General features: G+C 31.7%; 19 protein-coding genes, 1 riboswitch and 1 other annotated feature (1 of these 21 cut by a window edge). Of the genes, 3 read left to right on the top strand and 16 right to left on the bottom strand.

Features of this window, described 5'->3' with window-relative positions; genetic code table 11:
* Positions 1-25: 25 nt before the first annotated feature.
* From rnfB to CLHOM_RS00650, 8 genes are all read right to left on the bottom strand, one after another.
* Positions 26-859 carry an RnfABCDGE type electron transport complex subunit B gene (gene rnfB / locus CLHOM_RS00615; protein WP_052219735.1) on the bottom strand — a complete coding sequence of 278 codons (834 nt, stop codon included), beginning with the start codon at positions 857-859 and terminating at the stop codon, positions 26-28.
* 13 nt (positions 860-872) lie between these two features.
* The gene (locus CLHOM_RS00620) at positions 873-1,448 is read right to left on the bottom strand and encodes an electron transport complex protein RnfA (RefSeq protein ID WP_052219736.1); all 576 of its coding nucleotides are present in this window, start codon (positions 1,446-1,448) and stop codon (positions 873-875) included.
* Between the two features lie 27 nt (positions 1,449-1,475).
* Positions 1,476-2,078, bottom strand: coding sequence for an RnfABCDGE type electron transport complex subunit E (locus CLHOM_RS00625; RefSeq protein ID WP_052219737.1), 603 nt, complete (start codon positions 2,076-2,078; stop codon positions 1,476-1,478).
* A complete protein-coding gene (locus CLHOM_RS00630; protein WP_052219738.1) occupies positions 2,078-2,701 on the bottom strand; it encodes an RnfABCDGE type electron transport complex subunit G in 624 nt (207 codons plus the stop codon). The genes CLHOM_RS00625 and CLHOM_RS00630 overlap by 1 nt, the downstream gene beginning before the upstream one ends.
* Positions 2,702-3,646 (bottom strand): RnfABCDGE type electron transport complex subunit D, encoded by a 945-nt coding sequence (locus tag CLHOM_RS00635; protein WP_052219739.1) that lies wholly within the window; start codon positions 3,644-3,646, stop codon positions 2,702-2,704.
* Between the two features lie 17 nt (positions 3,647-3,663).
* Complete coding sequence (gene rsxC, locus CLHOM_RS00640; protein ID WP_052219740.1) at positions 3,664-4,983, bottom strand: electron transport complex subunit RsxC; 1,320 nt, start codon at positions 4,981-4,983, stop codon at positions 3,664-3,666.
* 659 nt (positions 4,984-5,642) lie between these two features.
* Positions 5,643-7,238, bottom strand: coding sequence for an ABC-F family ATP-binding cassette domain-containing protein (locus tag CLHOM_RS00645; protein ID WP_052219741.1), 1,596 nt, complete (start codon positions 7,236-7,238; stop codon positions 5,643-5,645).
* A gap of 115 nt (positions 7,239-7,353) precedes the next feature.
* The gene (locus CLHOM_RS00650; protein WP_052219742.1) at positions 7,354-8,346 is read right to left on the bottom strand and encodes a type I phosphomannose isomerase catalytic subunit; all 993 of its coding nucleotides are present in this window, start codon (positions 8,344-8,346) and stop codon (positions 7,354-7,356) included.
* Between the two features lie 236 nt (positions 8,347-8,582).
* Between CLHOM_RS00650 and CLHOM_RS00655 the strand changes: the two genes are divergently transcribed.
* Positions 8,583-9,431: a YitT family protein gene (locus CLHOM_RS00655; RefSeq protein ID WP_052219743.1), complete on the top strand. Its 849-nt coding sequence runs from the start codon at positions 8,583-8,585 to the stop codon at positions 9,429-9,431.
* Between the two features lie 6 nt (positions 9,432-9,437).
* Here the strand turns inward: CLHOM_RS00655 and map are convergent, their stop codons facing one another.
* The 3 genes from map to CLHOM_RS00665 form a co-directional block, all read right to left on the bottom strand.
* Positions 9,438-10,193, bottom strand: a complete 756-nt coding sequence (map, locus tag CLHOM_RS00660; RefSeq protein WP_052219744.1) for a type I methionyl aminopeptidase — start codon at positions 10,191-10,193, stop codon at positions 9,438-9,440.
* Between the two features lie 157 nt (positions 10,194-10,350).
* Entirely contained in the window at positions 10,351-10,515 is a 165-nt protein-coding gene (locus CLHOM_RS18250) for a MerR family transcriptional regulator (RefSeq protein WP_161803185.1), read from the bottom strand.
* Between the two features lie 126 nt (positions 10,516-10,641).
* Positions 10,642-11,580: a branched-chain amino acid transaminase gene (locus CLHOM_RS00665; RefSeq protein WP_052219745.1), complete on the bottom strand. Its 939-nt coding sequence runs from the start codon at positions 11,578-11,580 to the stop codon at positions 10,642-10,644.
* A gap of 154 nt (positions 11,581-11,734) precedes the next feature.
* On the opposite strand from CLHOM_RS00665, the gene corA reads away from it, so the two are divergent.
* Positions 11,735-12,799, top strand: coding sequence for a magnesium/cobalt transporter CorA (gene corA, locus CLHOM_RS00670; RefSeq protein WP_052219746.1), 1,065 nt, complete (start codon positions 11,735-11,737; stop codon positions 12,797-12,799).
* 58 nt (positions 12,800-12,857) lie between these two features.
* Here the strand turns inward: corA and CLHOM_RS00675 are convergent, their stop codons facing one another.
* The 4 genes from CLHOM_RS00675 to CLHOM_RS00690 form a co-directional block, all read right to left on the bottom strand.
* Positions 12,858-13,670 (bottom strand): MetQ/NlpA family ABC transporter substrate-binding protein, encoded by an 813-nt coding sequence (locus CLHOM_RS00675; RefSeq protein WP_052219747.1) that lies wholly within the window; start codon positions 13,668-13,670, stop codon positions 12,858-12,860.
* Between the two features lie 179 nt (positions 13,671-13,849).
* On the bottom strand, positions 13,850-14,491 hold the full coding sequence (locus CLHOM_RS00680) for a methionine ABC transporter permease (protein ID WP_052219748.1): 642 nt from the start codon (positions 14,489-14,491) through the stop codon (positions 13,850-13,852).
* The gene (locus CLHOM_RS00685) at positions 14,492-15,448 is read right to left on the bottom strand and encodes a methionine ABC transporter ATP-binding protein (protein ID WP_052219749.1); all 957 of its coding nucleotides are present in this window, start codon (positions 15,446-15,448) and stop codon (positions 14,492-14,494) included. It abuts the gene before it with no gap.
* 73 nt (positions 15,449-15,521) lie between these two features.
* Positions 15,522-15,637, bottom strand: a riboswitch (SAM riboswitch).
* A gap of 58 nt (positions 15,638-15,695) precedes the next feature.
* Positions 15,696-16,154 (bottom strand): ferritin family protein, encoded by a 459-nt coding sequence (locus CLHOM_RS00690; protein WP_052219750.1) that lies wholly within the window; start codon positions 16,152-16,154, stop codon positions 15,696-15,698.
* A 180-nt stretch (positions 16,155-16,334) separates the two neighbouring features.
* Between CLHOM_RS00690 and CLHOM_RS00695 the strand changes: the two genes are divergently transcribed.
* The gene (locus CLHOM_RS00695) at positions 16,335-18,419 is read left to right on the top strand and encodes a M1 family metallopeptidase (RefSeq protein ID WP_052219751.1); all 2,085 of its coding nucleotides are present in this window, start codon (positions 16,335-16,337) and stop codon (positions 18,417-18,419) included.
* Positions 18,420-18,459: 40 nt separating this feature from the next.
* On the opposite strand, the gene ilvB is transcribed toward CLHOM_RS00695, so the two are convergent.
* Positions 18,460-20,136, bottom strand: a complete 1,677-nt coding sequence (gene ilvB / locus CLHOM_RS00700) for a biosynthetic-type acetolactate synthase large subunit (RefSeq protein ID WP_052219752.1) — start codon at positions 20,134-20,136, stop codon at positions 18,460-18,462.
* 83 nt (positions 20,137-20,219) lie between these two features.
* Positions 20,220-20,362: a binding site (T-box leader), on the bottom strand; it runs 57 nt beyond the window's last position.

The raw sequence follows: 20,362 nt of genomic DNA on the forward strand, positions 1-20,362 counted from the left end.
AATTGAGAACCTTCGTTAATATTAATTATTTTGCTTCTTCAACTTGAACCTTTGGTTTTACAGGTTGTCTAAAATTAAGAATTGCCTTAGTTGGACATTTTTGTTCGCAAAGTCCACAATTTACACACTTACTGTAATCAATAACAGAAAGATTGTTTACCATAGTGATTGCTTCCTTTGGACACGCTTTTACACATAAGCTACAAGCAATACATCCAACAGAACATACATTTTTAACATCAAGTCCTTTAGCCTTAGAGTTACAAGTTACAAATACCTTTTGTTTCTCTGGTACTAATTCAATAATAGATTTAGGACAAGCTTTTACACATGCACCACAAGCAACACAGTTTTCTTTATTAACTTTTGCAATTCCATCTACTATGTCAATAGCATTGAAAGCACATGCTTTAACACAGCTTCCATATCCTAAACATCCAAATTCACAAGCCTTAGCTCCTGTTCCTGGAACGTTCATTGCTTCTTGACAATCCTTTAATCCATAATATTCATACTTGTCTTTAGCTTTTTCGCAAGTACCTTGGCATTTTACATAAGCAACTTTAGGCTCAGAGCTATCAACAGTAACACCTAAAACTTCACCAATTTTTGCAGCTACAGGTGCTCCTCCAATTGGACAACAGTTTGGTGCAGCTGCACCACTTGCTACTGCTTCAGCATAAGCATCACATCCTGCAAATCCACATCCACCACAATTTGCTCCTGGAAGGCATTCTCTAATTAGAGGCACTTTAGGATCAACTGGTACTGCGAATTTTTTAGATGCAAAACCTAAAACTAACCCGAATAAAAGTCCAAGACCACCTAAGCTAAGTACAGGATATAATATATCAGTCATTTGAATTTCCTCCTTATACTAGGCCTGAGAAGCCAAGGAATGCTATAGCCATTAATCCTGCTGTGATTAATGAAGCTGGTAATCCTTTTACTGCTTCTGGCATTTTATCGTTTGCTTCCATTCTTTCTCTAAGTCCTGCAAGTATAATAATTGCAAGCATCCATCCAAGACCAGAAACAATACCGAATACTAATGACTCAAACAAATTAAATTTTTCATTCATGTTTATGATAACTGCACCAAGGATAGCACAGTTTGTAGTAATAAGTGGCAAGTAAATTCCTAGAGCTTTGTATAGGTCTGGCATTGTCTTTTTAAGAACCATTTCAACGAATTGAACTAGTGCAGCAATAACTAAAATAAATGCTATTGTATACATATATTCAATGTGTAATGGCACAAGTATAAAACTATATACTATATATGATATTAATGATGCAAGTCCCATAACAAAGGTAACTGCTGCACCCATTCCTTTAGCTGTCTCAATCTTCTTAGAAACTCCAAGGAAAGCACAGATACCAAGGAACCTAGATAATACCATGTTTTGTACTAACAAAGCAGAAATTATCAATGTAAAAATTTTCATTATCTATTCACCCTTCTTTCCTATCTTCTATTTTGAACTTTTTTTAAGTTTTCTCTGATTCATTATAGCCATCATTATTCCTAGAGTAATGAAAGCTCCTGGAGCAAGAATGAATATAAGTGCTGGGTCAACTGCCTTTGGCACAAGTTGAGCTCCAAATACTTTTCCTGTTCCTAGTAATTCTCTTACCATACCTATAATTCCTAAGGCTACAGTAAATCCAAGACCTTGTCCAAGTCCATCAAAAATAGAAGATATTGGGCCATTCTTTGAAGCATATGCTTCAGCACGTCCTAAAATAACGCAGTTAACAACTATAAGTGGTATAAATATACCAAGTGATTTATTTAAAGCTGGAACGAAACCTGCAAGCAAAAATTGAAGTAGTGTAACAAAGCCGGCAATAACAACTATAAAAGCAGGTATACGCACTTTATCTGGTATTACATTTCTTAATAATGATATAACTAAGTTTGCTCCTATAAGAACTACTGTGGAAGCAAGTCCCATTCCTATACCATTTTGAGCACTAGAGGTTACTGCTAGTGTTGGACACATAGCAAGAACCTGAACAAATATTACGTTTTCGTTAAAAATACCATTTTTTATTCTTTCAAATGCAACATTCATTATTTTTGACCTCCTTTTAGTTCAGTCTTAAAGAAGTCTACTGCATCATTAACACCTTTTGTTACCGCATTAGAAGTTATAGTAGATCCTGTGATTGCTTGAATTTGGTTATCTCCTGATGGAGCGGTTTTTACAACCACTAAAGGTTTGTCTGTTGGTTTACCTTTAAATTGACCTGAGAATTCTGGTTCAGGTGCTTTTGCTCCAAGACCTGGAGTTTCGCTATGGTTAAGAATTTTTATTCCTTCAACTTTTCCTTCTTTAGAAATTCCAACCACCATTTCAATTAGACCACCATAACCTTTAGTTGATATCTTAACTGTATATCCAACTGTGTCGCTTCCCTTTACTGCTTTATTTACTTCTGAAACTGCACTGTCAGCTTTTAACTCAAGTTCTAATTTTTCTCCAGCTTCAGGGGTTTTTGATGCTATCTTTTGAAAGCTTTCTGCAGATGGTAAAACTTCTTTCATTGCTTCGTTGTTTGTTTTGATATTTTGTTGTTTTATTGGATCAAGAGTAATTTTATGCGCCCAACCTAAAATAAGAGCAGCAATTGCAGTTATTATTAATAGTCTTATACCTAAAGCTATTATCTCTTTATTAGAAGTTTGGTTTTCCATCTACTTCACCTCCCCAGTTCCAAATACTCTTTGTTTTACAAATTTATCTATTAGAGGTACAAATAAATTCATTATAAGAATTGAATAGGATACACCTTCTGGATATCCACCAAATTGACGAATAACCATTGTTAAAATACCACAACCTAATGCAAAAACAATTTGTCCTTTTTTATTCATAGGTGAAGTTGTATAATCTGTAGCCATGAATATTGCTCCAAGCATTAATCCACCGGCCATTATTTCAAATATTCCACCAAGTGCACTTCTTCCTGAAATCATTCCTAATACTAAAACTGTACCAATATATACTACTGGTATATGCCAAGTAATTATTCTTCTATATAGAAGATAAGCAAATCCAATTAATAATGCTAATGCAGAAGTTTCCCCAATACATCCACCTACTTGTCCAATAAATGCTTGTCCAAGACTTGGTAATTGAGCTCCACCTGCTTCAACTCCCTTCAATATAGCAAGAGGAGTTGCAGATGATGCGGCATCTACACCTGGAGTAGTCCAAGTAGTCATTGCAACTGGATAAGAAGCAAGCAAAAATGCTCTTCCTGCTAATGCAGGGTTAACTATATTTTGCCCAATTCCTCCAAATAATGCTTTTACAACTATCATTGTAAATACTGAACCTACTACTACCATCCATAAAGGTAATGATGGTGGTACGTTAAATGCTAATAATATTCCTGTTACAACTGCGCTTAAATCTTTAGTTGTATTTGCTCCTTTAGTAATCTTACACCATGCCCATTCTGAAGCAACACATGCAATAACTGCTGTAAGAATTACTAAAACTGCTGGCATTCCGAAGAAATATATTCCCGCTGCAGTAGCTGGTAATAAAGCAATAATAACATCTCTCATAATTGATTGAACAGAATTATTGTCACGAATATGAGGAGATGATGATACTGTAAACATTTCAGCCATTGTTATTCACTCCTTATTTACTTTTTTCTCTTATTTGCAAGAACTGTTTTCTTTGAAGTTCTTATTGATTGAATTAAGTGTCTTTTTGCAGGACATACGAATGTACAAGAACCACATTCTATACAATCCATTCCATGTTCTTCTTCAAATGCTTCATATTCTTTTCTTCTTCCAAGTGAATCAATTGCTGATGGAACTAAGAACATTGGGCACGCTTCAACGCATTTACCACATCTAATACAGCTTGATTCTTCTGGTAGTACTGCTTGTTTTGCAGTTAAGCATAATATTCCTGAAGATCCTTTAATAACTGGTACATCTAATGTAGAAATTGCCATACCCATCATTGGACCACCTGAAATTATTTTAACTGGATCTTCTTTAAATCCTCCACAAGCATCAACTAATTCTTTATAAGACATACCTAATCTCACCCTAAAGTTCTTTGGTTCTTTTACAGCTTCACCAGTTACTGTAACAACTCTAGAAATTGTAGGTCTTCCATTTACAACTGCATTATAAATTTCTCTTACTGTGTTAACGTTTTGAACAATGCATCCAACATCTGCTGGTAGCTTTCCTGAAGGTACTTCCCTTTTCATAACTGAATAAATCAATTGTTTTTCAGCACCTTGAGGATATTTTGTTTTTAATGCTTTTACTTCTATATTAGGGATATCCTTTGTTGCTTCTTTTAGTTTTTGAATAGCGTCTTTCTTATTATCTTCAATTCCTATATATCCCTTTGCTTCTGGGAACATATGAAGAATTATTTGTAGACCTTCGACTATCATGTTTGTTTCTTCAAGCATAAGTCTGTGGTCACAAGTTAAATAAGGTTCGCATTCTGCTCCATTTAGGATTATTGCGTCAATTTTTTTATCTGGTGCTGGTGTAAGCTTAACATTTGTTGGGAAAGTAGCTCCACCCATACCAACTACCCCTGCTTCTTTTACAATAGCTGCAATTTCTTCCTTTGACATTTCTGTGTAAGGCTTTGGCTTTGGCATTTCGATTTCTTCATACTGTCCATCATTTTCTACTATTACTGCTAATGATTTTGTTCCTCCAGCTGTTAAAACTGGTTTAACATCTTTTACTGTTCCTGAAACACTGCTATGAATATTAGCAGAAATAAAACCACTGGCCTGACCAATTTTTTGTCCAACTAAAACTCTGTCGCCCTTTTTAACTAAACATTCAGCAGGTGCACCGATGTGTTGAGCCATTGGATAAACTAAGAGTTGATTAGGAGACAAGTCTTCAATAGCTTTATTTTCAGTAAGGTATTTACCATGAGGCGGATGTACTCCTCTTTTGAAAGTTAAAAGTTCCATATAAATCCTCCTATCTTTAATCTAAATATGCACATATTATATTTTGTCGTGCAAAATCAATCTATAGGACATTAATACTCCTTATAAATTTAAAACAGATTTATAATGATTATTATTGTTAATACTTAAATTTTTATATTAACAAATGTGCACCCATAGTTTAATTATTATCCCATAAAACAAATTGTTTAATCCCATGTATACAATTACATGGGGTATAATTTTACCCATAGGTATATAATATCATAAATTTAACTAATTTTGCTTTATATTTATTAATTTTTATGCTGTTTTTTTAACAAAAAATTAATAAACTTGCATGTATTAATTTTATGATATTAGCCAAAGGGAAATTATAAAAATTAGAAACTCTTAAAAACTTAAAAACTTAGTTCAACACCATTCTACATTATAATACCATATTACAACAGAAATTATTGAATTGACACAATATTAAAATAAATCAGTTTTTTTAATAGTGATTTAAAAATAGATTGTATAACACATTAATAATAAATATTAATCAAAGAAGTATTATGCAATTTTGCACTTCATCCTTCATTATACAAGTTTAAATTTAAAAATCAACTGTCGAAAAATGCGGTTAAGAAAATAAATTTCTCAACCGCAGCTTATTATATATATTTTTCGTTCTATTCCTATTGTTTAATACCCTTATCCTCTAAATACTCATCATATGTCATTTGTTTATCTATTATTCCTTCATCAGTTATTTCTATAATTCTATTTGCAACGGTCTGAACAAATTGATGATCATGAGAGGTAAATAAAATTGTCCCTGGGAAATTAATTAATCCATTGTTTAAAGCTGTAATTGACTCTAGATCTAAATGGTTAGTAGGTTCATCTAAAATTAACACATTTGCTCCGCTTAGCATCATTTTAGAAAGCATACATCTTACTTTTTCTCCTCCAGATAGGACATTTACTTTTTTCAATGCTTCCTCTCCTGAAAATAGCATTCTTCCAAGGAATCCTCTTAAGAAGCTTTCTGATTTTTCCTCAGAAAATTGTCTAAGCCAATCCACTAAGTTTAGGTCTACATCATTAAAAAAGTTAGAATTATCCTTTGGAAAATAAGATTGAGATGTGGTTACCCCCCATTTATATTCTCCACTGTTAGGTTCAATTTCTCCCATTATTATTTTAAACAAAACAGTTTTAGCTGTTTCATTTTCTCCAATAAAAGCGATTTTATCACCTTTGTTAACCATGAAACTGACATTGTTCAGTTGCTTTTGTCCATCAAGTACTTTAGTAATTTCTTTTACATATAATAAATCTTTACCTGCTTCTCTATCAGGTTTAAAGCCAACAAATGGATATCTTCTTGTTGAAGGCTTTATATCCTCTAATGTAAGCTTTTCTAGCTGTTTTTTTCTGGCTGTTGCTTGTTTAGCCTTTGAAGCATTAGAACTAAATCTTGCTATAAAGGTTTGTAAATCCTTTATTTTTTCTTCTTTTTTCTTGTTTTGATTTTTTGCCAGTTCTAAAGCAAGTTGACTTGACTCATACCAGAAATCATAGTTACCAACATAAAGCTGAATTTTTCCAAAATCGATATCTGCAATATGTGTACAAACTTTATTCAAGAAATGCCTATCATGTGATACTACGATAACTGTGCTTTCAAAATCTAGCAGAAAGTTTTCAAGCCATGTAATAGATTTTATATCTAAGTGGTTTGTTGGCTCGTCTAGAAGCAAAACATCAGGTCTTCCAAATAAAGCTTGAGCAAGTAACACTCTTACCTTTTCCATAGCAGTCAAGTCCTTCATAAGCTTTCTATGCAATTCTTCTTGAATGCCAAGTCCAGTTAAAAGCATAGCTGCTTCTGTCTCAGCTTCCCAACCATTTAATTCTCCAAACTCTCCTTCTAATTCTGCAGCTTTTATGCCATCTTCTTCTGTAAAATCTTCTTTAGCGTATAGCTCTTCCTTTTCTTGCATTATTTCATATAATCTCACATGGCCTCTTATAACTGTCTCCATTACCTCATATTCATCAAACTGGAAATGATCCTGTTTTAAAACAGCAAGTCTTTTGCCTTTTTCTACTATAACTTCTCCAGTATTAGGTTCAATTTCACCAGATAATATTTTTAAAAAAGTTGATTTTCCTGCTCCATTTGCCCCAATAAGTCCGTAGCAATTTCCTGGGGTAAATTTAATATTTACATCTTCAAATAATTTTCTATCTCCGTATCTCAAACTTACTCTGCTTGTGCTAATCATAGTATTTCTTCCTCCATTTAATCTACTGAATCGCCTTATCTATTATAATATATTTAAAGAGGGTTCTCAACTTTATTCCATTTTTCATAGAAAAAATTTGACTCCCTCTAATTAATTATGTTTCTACATGATTTAGAATTTCTTTTCTAACCTTTTCAACATCCGGAACATAACTCTTCAACAATTTCATATTACCTTGAAAAGAATATTCACCTAAGTAAGCAGGTATAAAAATGCTATCACCAAGCTTTATATTCATACTTTCAGTTAAATTATTTTCTATAATATAATTGATTTTTCCATTCCCCTGTACGCATGTAAAAATATAAAATCTCTCCATATCGCTATATTCTTTAAAACAAGTCTTTACTTCATACAATTCTACTGAAAATTCATTACATAAGCATAAATATGTCTTTTCATAGCCATCTTTTAAAGTCTTTATACCTTTACTTTCTTTACCTTCTAGTTTAACATCTAAAACCTCTAATGCTCTACCCGTATTTAGTTCTCTTCCTCTATTATAATCATAAATTCTGAAGGTTGTATCACTATTTTGCTGTATCTCAGCTATAATAATTCCTTCTCCAATTGCATGAATAAGTCCACTTCTCACATAAAATACCTGTCCTGTTGAAACTGGTATTTCATTTATTAACTTTTCTAGCTGACCTTTTTCAATCGCTTCTTTAATTTCTTTCTTTTCTACTCCTGATTTAAAGCCCAGTATTATTTTTGCTTCCTTTTCTGCATACATAACATACCATAGTTCAGTCTTTCCTGATTCCCCTTCTACTTTTACATCTTGATTTTTCGGGTGCACTTGAATAGACAATTTGTCTTCTGCATCAATTAATTTAATAAGAAGCGGGAAAGCTCCTTTTATCATTTTTGTTCCTAATATTTTTTCCCCTTTTAAACTTATTAGATTTTCTAAAGTTTCCCCCTTATAAATACCATTGCAAATTTTACTTTTCCCATTAACATGACAAGAAATATCCCAACTTTCTCCTATGTTGCCCTCTGGAAGATTATCTCTAATTTTTTCAAATTTTCTTCCTCCCCAAACTTTCTGAAAATAAATATTTTCAAATTTTAAGGGATACATTAACTTACCTCCTGATAAAATTAGTGGTTTTTGCAAGATTTTATTCAGTGAATTTCAAGGATGCACCTTTTAAGAGAATAGTCAATGTATAGCCTCGAAAACACCATCAAATTATATATTTTGCAATTTTAGCTTCAAAACATCCTTAAACATAAGAAAATAAGCTTTGTGGAAATAAATTATTTATGCTACTATGAAGGCGGTATAATAAAATATATTTAATAAGGAGCATTTTTATGAAAAAAACATTAAGGGAAGTTGGCTTTATAATTATTGGTGTCTTGTTATTTTCACTTTATGTTTCTGTATTTCTAGTACCTAATAAAATCGGAACTGGTGGCATAACTGGTATTTCACTTGGTTTAAATGTTTTATTCAATTTTCCTATTGGAATATGCACATTGCTATTAAATATACCTTTATTTATATTTGGATATAACTTTTTAGGCAGAAATTTTGTATTAAAAAGCTTATTAGTTGTTGCTTCTTCTTCATTTTTAATAGATTTTTTGAATATTAATTTTTCTTTTAATCCACTTGGTGATTCTCTTACTTCTACTATATTTGCTGGAGTTATCTCTGGTTTAGCAATGGCATTGCTTTTTATGACTGGAGCATCTACTGGCGGGCTTGATATCTCTGGTAAGATAATTAATAATAAGTTCAAAGCTCTTGAGCTTTCTAAAATACTTTTAATTCAAGATATGATTGTATATATATTCGTGGCTGTAACCCTTGGTCCAAAATCTGTAATGTACGCACTTATTATGAGTTTTATCAGATCAAAGACAATAGATACTGTACAAGAGGGAGTAGCTTCTTCAAGACAATGCATAATAATTTGTGAAAATCCTGAAAAAATAATTGAAGCTATAGAAATTAATCTTGGAAGAGGAGTAACTTTATTAAACGCAGAAGGTTGTTACTCACATACTGCAAGAAAATTTATATACGTTGTTGTTCAAAAGGTTCAGCTTAAAGCTCTTAAAAATATTGTTAATACTTTAGATCCAAAAGCATTCGTAACTGTATCCCCCGTAAAAGATATTCAAGGTAACTTTAAACAAAAATCTCTATCGATATAGATTTTTCTAGAAATTTCTTTTAGCAGTTAGTATGATTGGCTTATCTTTAGTAACTACAATAGTATGTTCAAACTGCGCAACTATACTTTTATCCGGAGTTTTAAGAGTCCAGCCGTTTTTATCTTCCACAATGTGCTCTGCAGAGGTTGAGATAAAAGTTTCTATTGCCAGTACGAGACCATTATTTAATATCTGATTATCCTTAGCATCAAAATAATTGAAGATATAATCTGGCTTTTCATGGAGCCTTTTTCCTATTCCATGACCAGTTAAATCTCTTATTACAGTAAATCCTTTTTCCTTTGCTTCATTAAATATAGTCCTACCAATTTGATTTATTTTCATACCTGCTTTTACCTTATCTATAGCTTTGTTTAGTGCAAATAATGAGCACTGACAAAGTTCTTTTTTTATTAATGGTACAGGCTCTACCAATACTGTTGCACCTGTATCAGCATAATATCCATCTAATAATGCTGATACATCTATATTAACAGAATCCCCTTCTTCAATAATTCTAGAACCAGGTATTCCATGAGCAGCTTCATCATTGACACTTATACATGTAATTCCCGGAAAGTCATATTCATATTTTGGTGCAGATTTTGCTCCATAATAAGATAGAACTTTTTCTCCAACAGCGTCCAGTTCTTTTGTTGTAATTCCAGCTCTAACGGCTTTGATCATTTCTTCTCTAGCCTCTGCAACGATAAAGCCTATTTTTTTTAGAGATATTAAATCTTTCTCAGAGGTAATTGTCATACTAAATAACCACCTTTAATCATTTTTTAGTTTATACATAATCTACAAGAGATTATATCTAAAAGAATTTTATTGTTAAATTTCATAGTTCCATTTGCCTTTTCCTCCATCTCATTATAAATTCTTATCTTTTCTTGAACATATTTTTTGTTTTCCATCAATACTCGTATTTTTCTTCAATATATTCAAGATGTTCAATCATAATTTCTTTTCTTTCAGTAACTGTACTATCTCCTTGTTTCCTCAGTTCAGCATATCTTATCATTTTATTTATTTTCATTCCAGTAAGCTTTGATATTTTACCAATTTCAAATATACCCACCAAAACACCTCCTAACAAAATCAGTGTACTATTTAAAGTGCACTTTAAGTCAAGAACAATTTGAAAATTATTGAGTTCTAAAAAAATCATGCGTAGTACTTATTTTCTACTGCATGATTTTATATTTTAGATATATTCATATTCATTTTTTTCATATATAGGAGTACAAAAATAAGAATACTTTGGATTCTTGGCTACTGTCAGGTTATTAAATAGTTCCTTAATTTTACTCCATACTTCACCTGGATGACCATTTCCTACTACTCTATCATCAACCTCTACAATGGGAGTAACTTCCATAGCTGTTCCACTAAAAAACAATTCATCTGATGCGTAAAGTTCTGTTCTAGCAATACTTCTTTCAACCACTTCAATTCCTAATTCATTTTTTGCAAGGAGCATTACAGTATCCCTAGTTATTCCTTCTAATATATTGTCATAAGGGGGAGGAGTTATTAGTTTACCTTTTCTAACCATAAATATATTTTCTCCTGGTCCTTCGCAAACATGACCGCTCTTTGTTAGGAAAATTGCTTCATCATATCCTCTTCTCAATACCTCAAGGGATGCTAACCCTGAATTTAAATATGCCGCAGTAGCTTTTACTCTTGGTGGAAGCATATTGTCTTCAATCCTATTCCATGAAGTTACTGCAACCTTTAAGGCACTTTTTCCTGTGTAGCTTTCTAATGGTTGACAATAAATTAATATTCTATCATCATCGTCAAATAATGTCGGTCCTATTTTATCAGCACCTTTATATGCTATAGGTCTTATATAGGTATTAGTTTTATAATTGTTTTTTCTTAACAGCTGTATGGTCGCTTCCATTAAGTCATCTACTGTGTAAGGTAAATTTATATATAAAGCCTTGCAGGATTGCAGCAATCTTTCATAGTGATCTCTAAGTCTAAAAGCATACAACTGCTCACTTTCTTCATCCCAATAAGCTCTAATTCCTTCGAAACAGGCAAGCCCATAATTAAAAGCCTTTGATCTTATACTTATACTAACTTGATTCTCATCAACTATTTGTCCTTGATAATATACATAAGATTCATTCATCTGAAAATCCTCCTTTTAAATATTGTTATTGTAGCACAAATATTTAAAAGTTAGTATACCATCCTTGTTACTAATGTCAACTATTTTCATATATATTTCAGTATTTTCTCTTCCAGGATTAATTTGGTATAATGTAATATGAGGTGATAAATTTATGCCAAAGCATATAAAAAGTACAAAGGAAAAAATTGGTATGGCTCCAGGCACTTTAATACATGTAGGTGAACGCCTCAGTGAAGATGTAAAAATAAATTTAATTAAATATACTGTAGATTCTTTTACAACAGAAATATTAAATGATTTTTCATCTATAGAATATTCACCATCAGAAACTTCTATATCTTGGTTAAATGTAGATGGTCTCCACGATATTAAATTAATTGAGCAATTAGGAAATAAATTCAACATACATCCACTTACATTAGAAGATGTATTAAATACTACTCAAAGACCTAAAGTTGATTTTGATGACAACTATATTTTTGTAGTACTTAAAATGCTCTACTATAATGATGAGTTACGCGAAATACATTCAGAGCAAGTAAGCTTAATTATTTTCAAAAAATATCTATTTTCCTTTCAAGAATTTGAAGGAGATGTTTTTGGTGATTTGCGAAAAAGACTTCAGCAAAATAAATCTAACATAAGAAGTAAAGGCACAGACTATCTCGCTTACTCCTTATTAGATTCCATTATAGATAGCTATTTTGATATTTTAGAAAACATAGGAAATAATGTTGATGAAGTTGAGGATAAACTACTGAGTAATCCCGATAAAGCAATAATGCCTGAGATATATAATTTAAAGAGAGAAATGATACTTTTAAGAAACTCAGTATGGCCATTAAGAGAAATTTTAGGAAGTTTAATTAAATCAGATAATTTAATAGTTGAAGATAAGACACTTATGTATTTAAGAGATATTTATGATCACACTATTCAGGTTATGGATATCATTGAAACCTATAGAGATATCCTATCCGGTATGCTAGACACTTATTTATCTAGTATTAGTAATAAAACAAACGATGTTATGAAGGTACTTACTATATTTTCTACTATTTTTATACCTCTTACCTTTTTAGCAGGTATTTATGGTATGAATTTTGATTATATGCCCGAGCTGCGATTAAAATATGGTTATATTATGTTTTGGGTAATCACTCTCATAACCATAATATTTATGATAAATTATTTTAAGAGAAAGAAATGGTTTTAATTTTAGCAAAATAAAAAATCTCAGCTATTTTTTATAATAACTGAGATTTTTATTTTTATTAGAAAGATGGAATTATAGCACCCTTGTATTGCTCTTCAATAAATTTCTTAATTTCAGGTGAAGTAATAGCTTCAGTTAATGCTTTTATATAAGCTTTATCCTGGTTTCCTTCTTTAACAGCTAATACGTTAGAATATGGAGAATCTTTATCTTCTATTGCCAATGCATCCTTTAACGGATTTAAACCTGCTGGTAGTGCATAGTTAGTATTAATTACTGCTGCATCTACATCTGCTAAAGTTCTTGGTAATTGAGCTGCTTCTAGTTCTTGAATTTTTATATTCTTTGTATTTTCTGTAATATCAAGCTTAGTTATTAATTGTCCTTCTTTGAATTTTAATATTCCTTGTTTTTCTAAAAGTCTTAGTGCTCTTGCTTCGTTTGTTGGATCACTAGGAACTGCAATTGTTGCTCCATTCTTTAATTCTTTTAGATCTTTAATTTTCTTAGAGTATACTCCCATTGGCTCTAAATGAATCTTAGCTGTATACGTTAAATGAGTTCCCTTTTCTTTATTAAATTGTTCTAAATAAGGAACGTGTTGGAAGAAGTTTGCATCTAATTCCCCATCTTCTACAGCAGTATTTGGAATGACATAATCATTAAACACTTTAATTTCTAAGGTATATCCCTTCTTTTCAAGAATTGGCTTTACTTTTTCTAAAATTTGAGCATGTGGCTCAGGAGTTGCACCTACTACTATTTTCTTCTTTTCTTCTGGTGCACTTGTCTTACTTCCGCAGCCAGTTAAAGCTACTGAACCTACTAAAAATGTTGTTGCTAATAATGCTGATAAAATTCTTTTTTTCATTTAATAAACCCCCTTGATGTTTTTATATATAATAATTTAATAATGAACTATTTTAAGAATTTTACGACGTAAAATTCTTAGTAACCAGTAACCAATTCCCAGTAACCAGTTTTATTAATTCTACTGGCAACTGGTCACTGGTTACTAAAGAAAAATGCACCACATTTTTCTTATAATTATTATCTATTCACTTTCTTATAAATAATCATTCCAATGCTTTGTAATACTTGTACTAATACAATAAGAAGTATTACTGTTGCAAATAGGACATCTTCCCTAAACATTTGATATCCATATCTAATTGCTATATCTCCAAGTCCGCCTCCACCTATAGCTCCAGCCATAGCAGAAAGACCAACTACACTGATAACAGTTAATGTAATACCTGAAACTATTGAAGGAAGTGCTTCTGGCAGCATTACTTTAAATATAATTTGTGAAGTGCTGGCACCAAAGGACTTTGCTGCTTCAACAACTCCATTATCTACTTCCTTTAAAGCTGATTCTATAATTCTAGTAACAAAAGGAGCTGAACCTATTGTAAGAGGCACAATAGCTGCAACAGTTCCTATAGATTTTCCTACAATTAGTCTAGTAAAAGGTATTAGTATAACCATCAATACTATGAATGGGAAAGATCTTAAAACATTTACTATAACATCTAGAATTTTATATACTTTTTCATTTGGTCTTAAGCCATTTTTATCAGTAATAATCATTACTATTGCAGGCCAAAATCCTATTATTACTGCTAATGCAGTAGAAACTAATACCATAAACAAGGTTTCTCCTAGGGCAGGAATTAAAACTCTACCTAACATTTATAGCACCTCCCAATTGATATTTTGCTTTTCTAAGTAAGAAATAACATCCTGTTTTTTATCTTCAGAGATATTAATAACAAGGCTTCCTAGTACTCCATCGGTGAATTTCTCAAGCTTTCCCCATACAATTGAGAAATCTATGTTTAATTCTCTTGCCATGGAAGTAATTATACAATTTTGACTTAATTCCTTTGGGAAAAATAGCTTTATGTTTATTCCTTCCTGTGGTAATATTTCTTCTTCTCCTAAAAGATTTTCCATTTCTTTTGTTGGTCTTAAAAAGACCTCTTCTACCTTACCAGCTTGTATTACTTTTCCATCTTCCATTAGAGCAACCTTGCTGCAAGCTTCTTTAATAACCTCCATCTGGTGAGTTACAATGACAATTGTAATTCCTAGCTTTCTGTTTATTTCCCTTAGAAGCTCTAAAATTGATTTTGTAGTTTTAGGATCTAAAGCTGAAGTAGCTTCATCGCAAAGAATAATTTTAGGATTCAAGGTCAATGCTCTGGCTATGGCAACTCTCTGCTTTTGTCCACCGCTAAGTTCCTTTGGCATACTATATGCCTTATCTTCTAAGCCTACAAGACTTAAAAGTTCCTTTACTCTTTTATCAATCTCTTCCTTGCTATATCCCCAGGTTTCCATAGGAAGAGCTACGTTACTCCATACGCTTTTTCTATTTAGAAGACTAAAATTTTGAAATATCATTCCAATATTTTTTCTAAATTCTCTTAACTCTCTATCTCCAAGAGTTTTTACTTCCTTGTTATTTACAAGTACGCTTCCTGAATCGTAACTTTCAAGACCATTAATACATCTAAGAAGTGTAGATTTTCCTGCACCACTATGTCCAACTATTCCATACACTTCTCCTTCTTCTACATTTATACTGACATTTTTAAGAACTTGATCTTTGCCAAAATATTTTGCTACATTTTTGATTTGAATCATAATTGCACCTCCAACTGCCTCGTAATAAAATAAAAGACCCAAGGATAACCTTAGGTCTTGATAGTCCCATGCATCCTCATCTCCCAGCATGTAGCTGCAGGATTTAGCACCATTGTATAAACCATAACTGCAATTTATACTGGTTGCCGGGTTTCATCGGGCCAGTCCCTCCACCGCTCTAGATAAGCTCTATTCAGTTTCATTGTTTATCATTATATTATTCAAATATACTTTTGTCAATAATTTTTTATTTCCTCTGTTCTTGGATTTTTTCCATTAATTCTATTACTTCTCTAAAAAAATTTAAGTGTTTCTTTTCTTCCTCAATTATTAAAGAAAGCGCCTTTTTTTCTTCTTCATTTTGGCTTTTATTTAATAATCCTTCATACAAGTCTATACTAGCTTGTTCATCCTTTGCAGCCGCAATATAAACATCTGATTGAAGGTCTGTTAAACATTCAATTATTCTTTCCTTTTTATTTTTTTCAAAAGCATTTATTATTTCTTCACTGCTATTTAAATCAACTTGATCTAGACTATTAACATTATCTTTCAAGTCTTTAAAAATTTTATAATGTTTACTTTCTTCAATAGCTAGGTATTCAAAAATCCCCTTTAACCACGTATCATTACATTCTCTTGATGCTTTTGAATAAAATTCCGAACCTTCCTTTTCCATTTTCATCGCTAATTCATAAATATTCACTTTATCACCTCACACAAAAGAACTATATTCGTTTTATAAATATTTTACCACATATTTATTAAGTAAATATTAAATTCTTAAATCCTTATTGTTTTTTCTTTATATTGTGTTAAAATTTTATTGTATTTACATTTTTTACTACACACAAAAGGGGGGTCAGCTCGAACTTGAGCGAATTATATGAACAAAATTAAAATTAAAGTTTTTTGTGGTTTTATTTTCACACTATTGTTTAGTATTTATTTTAATACGAACTTTGCTCTTGCTGAAACAAAATTAAATAATTATAATATTCAGCTAACCTTTAATGAACAAACCAAAATACTAGCAGCAAAAGAAACCTTATCTTTTAGAAATTTATATAAATCCGAATTAAAAGATCTTGTCTTTCATTTATACCCAGACTCTTATGGGAGTTCAAAAACCATCCCTTCTATAGGTTATTTTCCTCCTGAACTTCAAAAAGATCAGCTTGGAGATATCGCTATAAGTAAAGTTCTAATTGATGATAAAGAGGTTTCCTATACTCAAGACAATCAGATTCTTAAAATCAAACCAAATATAAGTATAAAACCTGATGAAGAAAAAAAGATATACATAGAATTTACACTTAAACTTCCTAAGGGTAATAATAGACTTGGATATTATAATGATGTATATAGTTTTACAAATTGGTATCCTATACTTTCTATATACGATGAAAATACTAAATCCTGGGATGAAGCTCCTTTCCATCCAATTGGAGAGTCTAATTACTCCGAAGTAGCAGATTATGATGTTACTATTGAAACTTCAAAGGACATGAAAATTGCTTCAACAGGAGTTATTAATAATATAGCTGTTGAAGATAGTAAAGAAACCTTTAATATACAAGCTAACAATGTACGTGATTTTGTTTTTATAGCAAGTCCAAAATTTAATGTTGTATCTAAAAACATTGATGGAATAAAAGTAAACAGCTTCTACATCGATGATTCAAATTCTTCTAAAGAAAAAAAACAAGCTGAAACAATACTTGAAGTCTCTGCAAATTCGTTAAAATATTTTAGTGACACTTTTGGTAAGTATCCTTATAAGGAATTTGATATAGTAGAAACTTATTTATCTGGTGGAGCAATGGAATATCCTCAATTAATTCAAATGGGTAATTACTCCTTTAACCCTGACACAAATTATCTTATTTCCAATCAATCTTTTCCATTTGAAATTGAGGCTGCAGTTCATGAAGTAGCTCACCAATGGTGGTACGTTGTTGTTGGAAATAATGAGTTTAAAGAATCTTTTCTAGATGAATCCTTAACAACCTATTCAACTGCTTATTATTTTGAAAAGCAGTTTGGTAAATATAATCAGAAAAGTGCCTTTATTAAATTCCGCTTATTCATGTATCCTGATAAATCTGAATCTCTACCTATTAATTCAAGTGTTGATAAATTTGAATCATGGTCAGATTATTCAATGATTATATACGAAAAAGGTCCTTTGGTATTTGAAGACTTAAGACAAAGAGTTGGGGATGAAAAGTTAGTTAACACATTGAAAACTTATTATGATGAATTTAAATTTAAAAATGCAAATATAGCTGATCTTTTGAAAATTATAAGTGAAAAATCAGGAGAAGAAACAGAAAATGTAATAAAAAACGCTTTAAGCTCTAAAAATTATTTCCCGGAAAATATCATTCTTTCTCAAGAGGAAAGAAATAAAGCTTTTAGAGAGATGGAGAAAAATAGGATTCTAAACTCTGAAAAGCAATATGGAATTTCTATTGATAGCATCATTGCAAGAGGAATCCTAGGTGAAAAAATATATATTGTAAAACCTTCTAATTTATCAAAAGAAGAATCACTTCAAATAAATGAATATTTATCAATGCTTAGTGATAGCTTTAAAAATCAATATGGTTTCGAAATAATTGTAAAAGAAGATTCAACTTTAAAACCAGAGGAATTAAAGAATGAAAATCTAATGGTTATTGGTAACCCTGAAAATAACTCTATATTAAATTCAATTAACAGCAAACTCCCTATATCATTTACTAGTTACGGGTTAATGACCAATGATTTAGCTCTCTATAGTAAAAATATTTCTGGTCAATTTATTAGCGAAAACCCTTTTAATAAGAATAAAGTAATTTATGTTATGTTTTGGACTAAAGACTTAGATTTAAATTCCTTCCAAAACTACAGAAGCTTTTATGATGAAGCTCCTTACCAATTTAATATTAATGTTGACAATAAAAAATTCTTTTCTGGAAGATATTAAAAAAGAAGGGTATAAGCTTAGCCTTGTACCCTTCTTTTAACTACTCAAAAATCATATCATCAATATTAGCTCCCGGTGCCACCATTGGGAATACCTTTTCTCCTCTGCTTATCTTGCAGTCAATAATAACAGGTTCGTTTAAGCCTAGTGCATACCTTAGAGCATCTTCAACCTCTTCTTCTTTTGTGATTGTGATTCCTTTTATTTTGTAAACTTGCCCAAGTTTTGCAAAATCTATGTCTTCATCAAAAAGTGTGTGGGAATAATGCCCGTTATAAAACATTTCCTGCCATTGACGAACCATTCCAAGGCAGCTGTTATTTAATACAAGCTGTACCATAGGAACCTTGTACTTTGCAAGAGTTACTAATTCTGTAGAGTTCATTTTAAAACTTCCGTCCCCTGCAACATTGATAACTTTTTTACCAGTACCGCCAAAACTAGCTCCTATTGCTGCTCCAAGACCAAAGCCCATAGTTCCAAGACCACCTGACGTTATTAAGGTTCTTGGTGTTGAATACTTAAAATACTGAGCAGCCCAGATTTGATTTTGTCCTACTTCTGTAGTTATTATGCAATCTCCTTTTGTAATTTCATATAATTTTTCAATAACGAATTGTCCACATAAAGCATTAGCCTTTTCATACTTTAGTGGATAATTCTCTTTACATTCCTGAATTCTAGAATTCCAGTTATTTGAACTTTTTTCTTGTACACGCTTATTCAATAGAGTTAATATCTCCTTCACATCCCCTTTTAAAGGAACATCAACTCTAACATTTTTTCCGATTTCCATTTGATCTATATCTATATGAATAATTTTAGCCCCCGGTGCAAAGCCCTCAGTTTTGCTCGTTACCCTATCACTAAATCTTGCCCCTATTGCAATTAATAGATCTGATTTTGTTGCAGCAAAGTTTGAACATCTTGTACCATGCATACCAATCATACCAGTAAAATTCTCGTGTTCTCCTGGGAATCCCCCTAAAGCCATTAAACTGCATGTAACAGGAGATTTTATCTTTTCCGAAAATTCTAAAAGTTCTTTGCTTGCATCTCCACTAATTATGCCGCCCCCAGCATAAATAAGTGGTCTTTCACAATTATTAATTAATTCTACCGCTTTGTTTATGTTTTCCATGCATTTATCATCAACAAATGAATTTTTCCCTTGATTTTTTCTTTCCCCATATATAATACTATCCACTTCCATCTCGGACACTTGAATATCCTTAGGTATATCAATTACCACAGGACCTTTTCTACCTTCACTAGCAATATAGAATGCCTTTTCCACAATTGAAGGTAACTCTTTTACATCATTAACAATGAATCTCTCTTTTGTAATTGGGGTGGTTATCCCTAATATATCCACCTCTTGAAAAGCAGCCTTCCCTATTAGTGATTTAGGAACCTGTCCGGTTATTACAACTAAAGGAACAGAATCTCTAAAAGCTGTTGCAATTCCTGTAACAGTGTTAGTAGCACCTGGACCTGAAGTTACTAAAACTACCCCCACTTTACCTGTTGCTCTAGCATAACCATCTGCTGCATGAGTAGCTCCTTGCTCGTGTGCAGTTAGTATATGTTCTAGCCCTTCCTCATCATATAAAGCATCGTATATTGGAAGTACTTGACCACCTGGATAACCAAATAAAACATTTACCCCCATTTTCTTCAAAGATTTCAATAAAATTTTTGCCCCACTAAGCTTCATTATTCAATCCCCCACTTTAAACTTTATTTCTAATAAAAAACTGTAAATTGTGAACAAAATTTAAAATAAAAAAGACCTATCTGCCATGAGGCGAAAAGTCTTATACGCGGTACCACTCAATTTTTTACTCATATTTTTAACGGCAATGCCGGCTCAGCTTACTCTATTTCAGCTTGCAGCTCCAGGGTGATATTCAATATAAAAGATCATCTATGGGCTTTCACCA

The organism is Clostridium homopropionicum DSM 5847 (genome assembly GCF_001263795.1).
Taxonomy (GTDB): Bacteria; Bacillota; Clostridia; order Clostridiales; family Clostridiaceae; genus Clostridium_H; species Clostridium_H homopropionicum.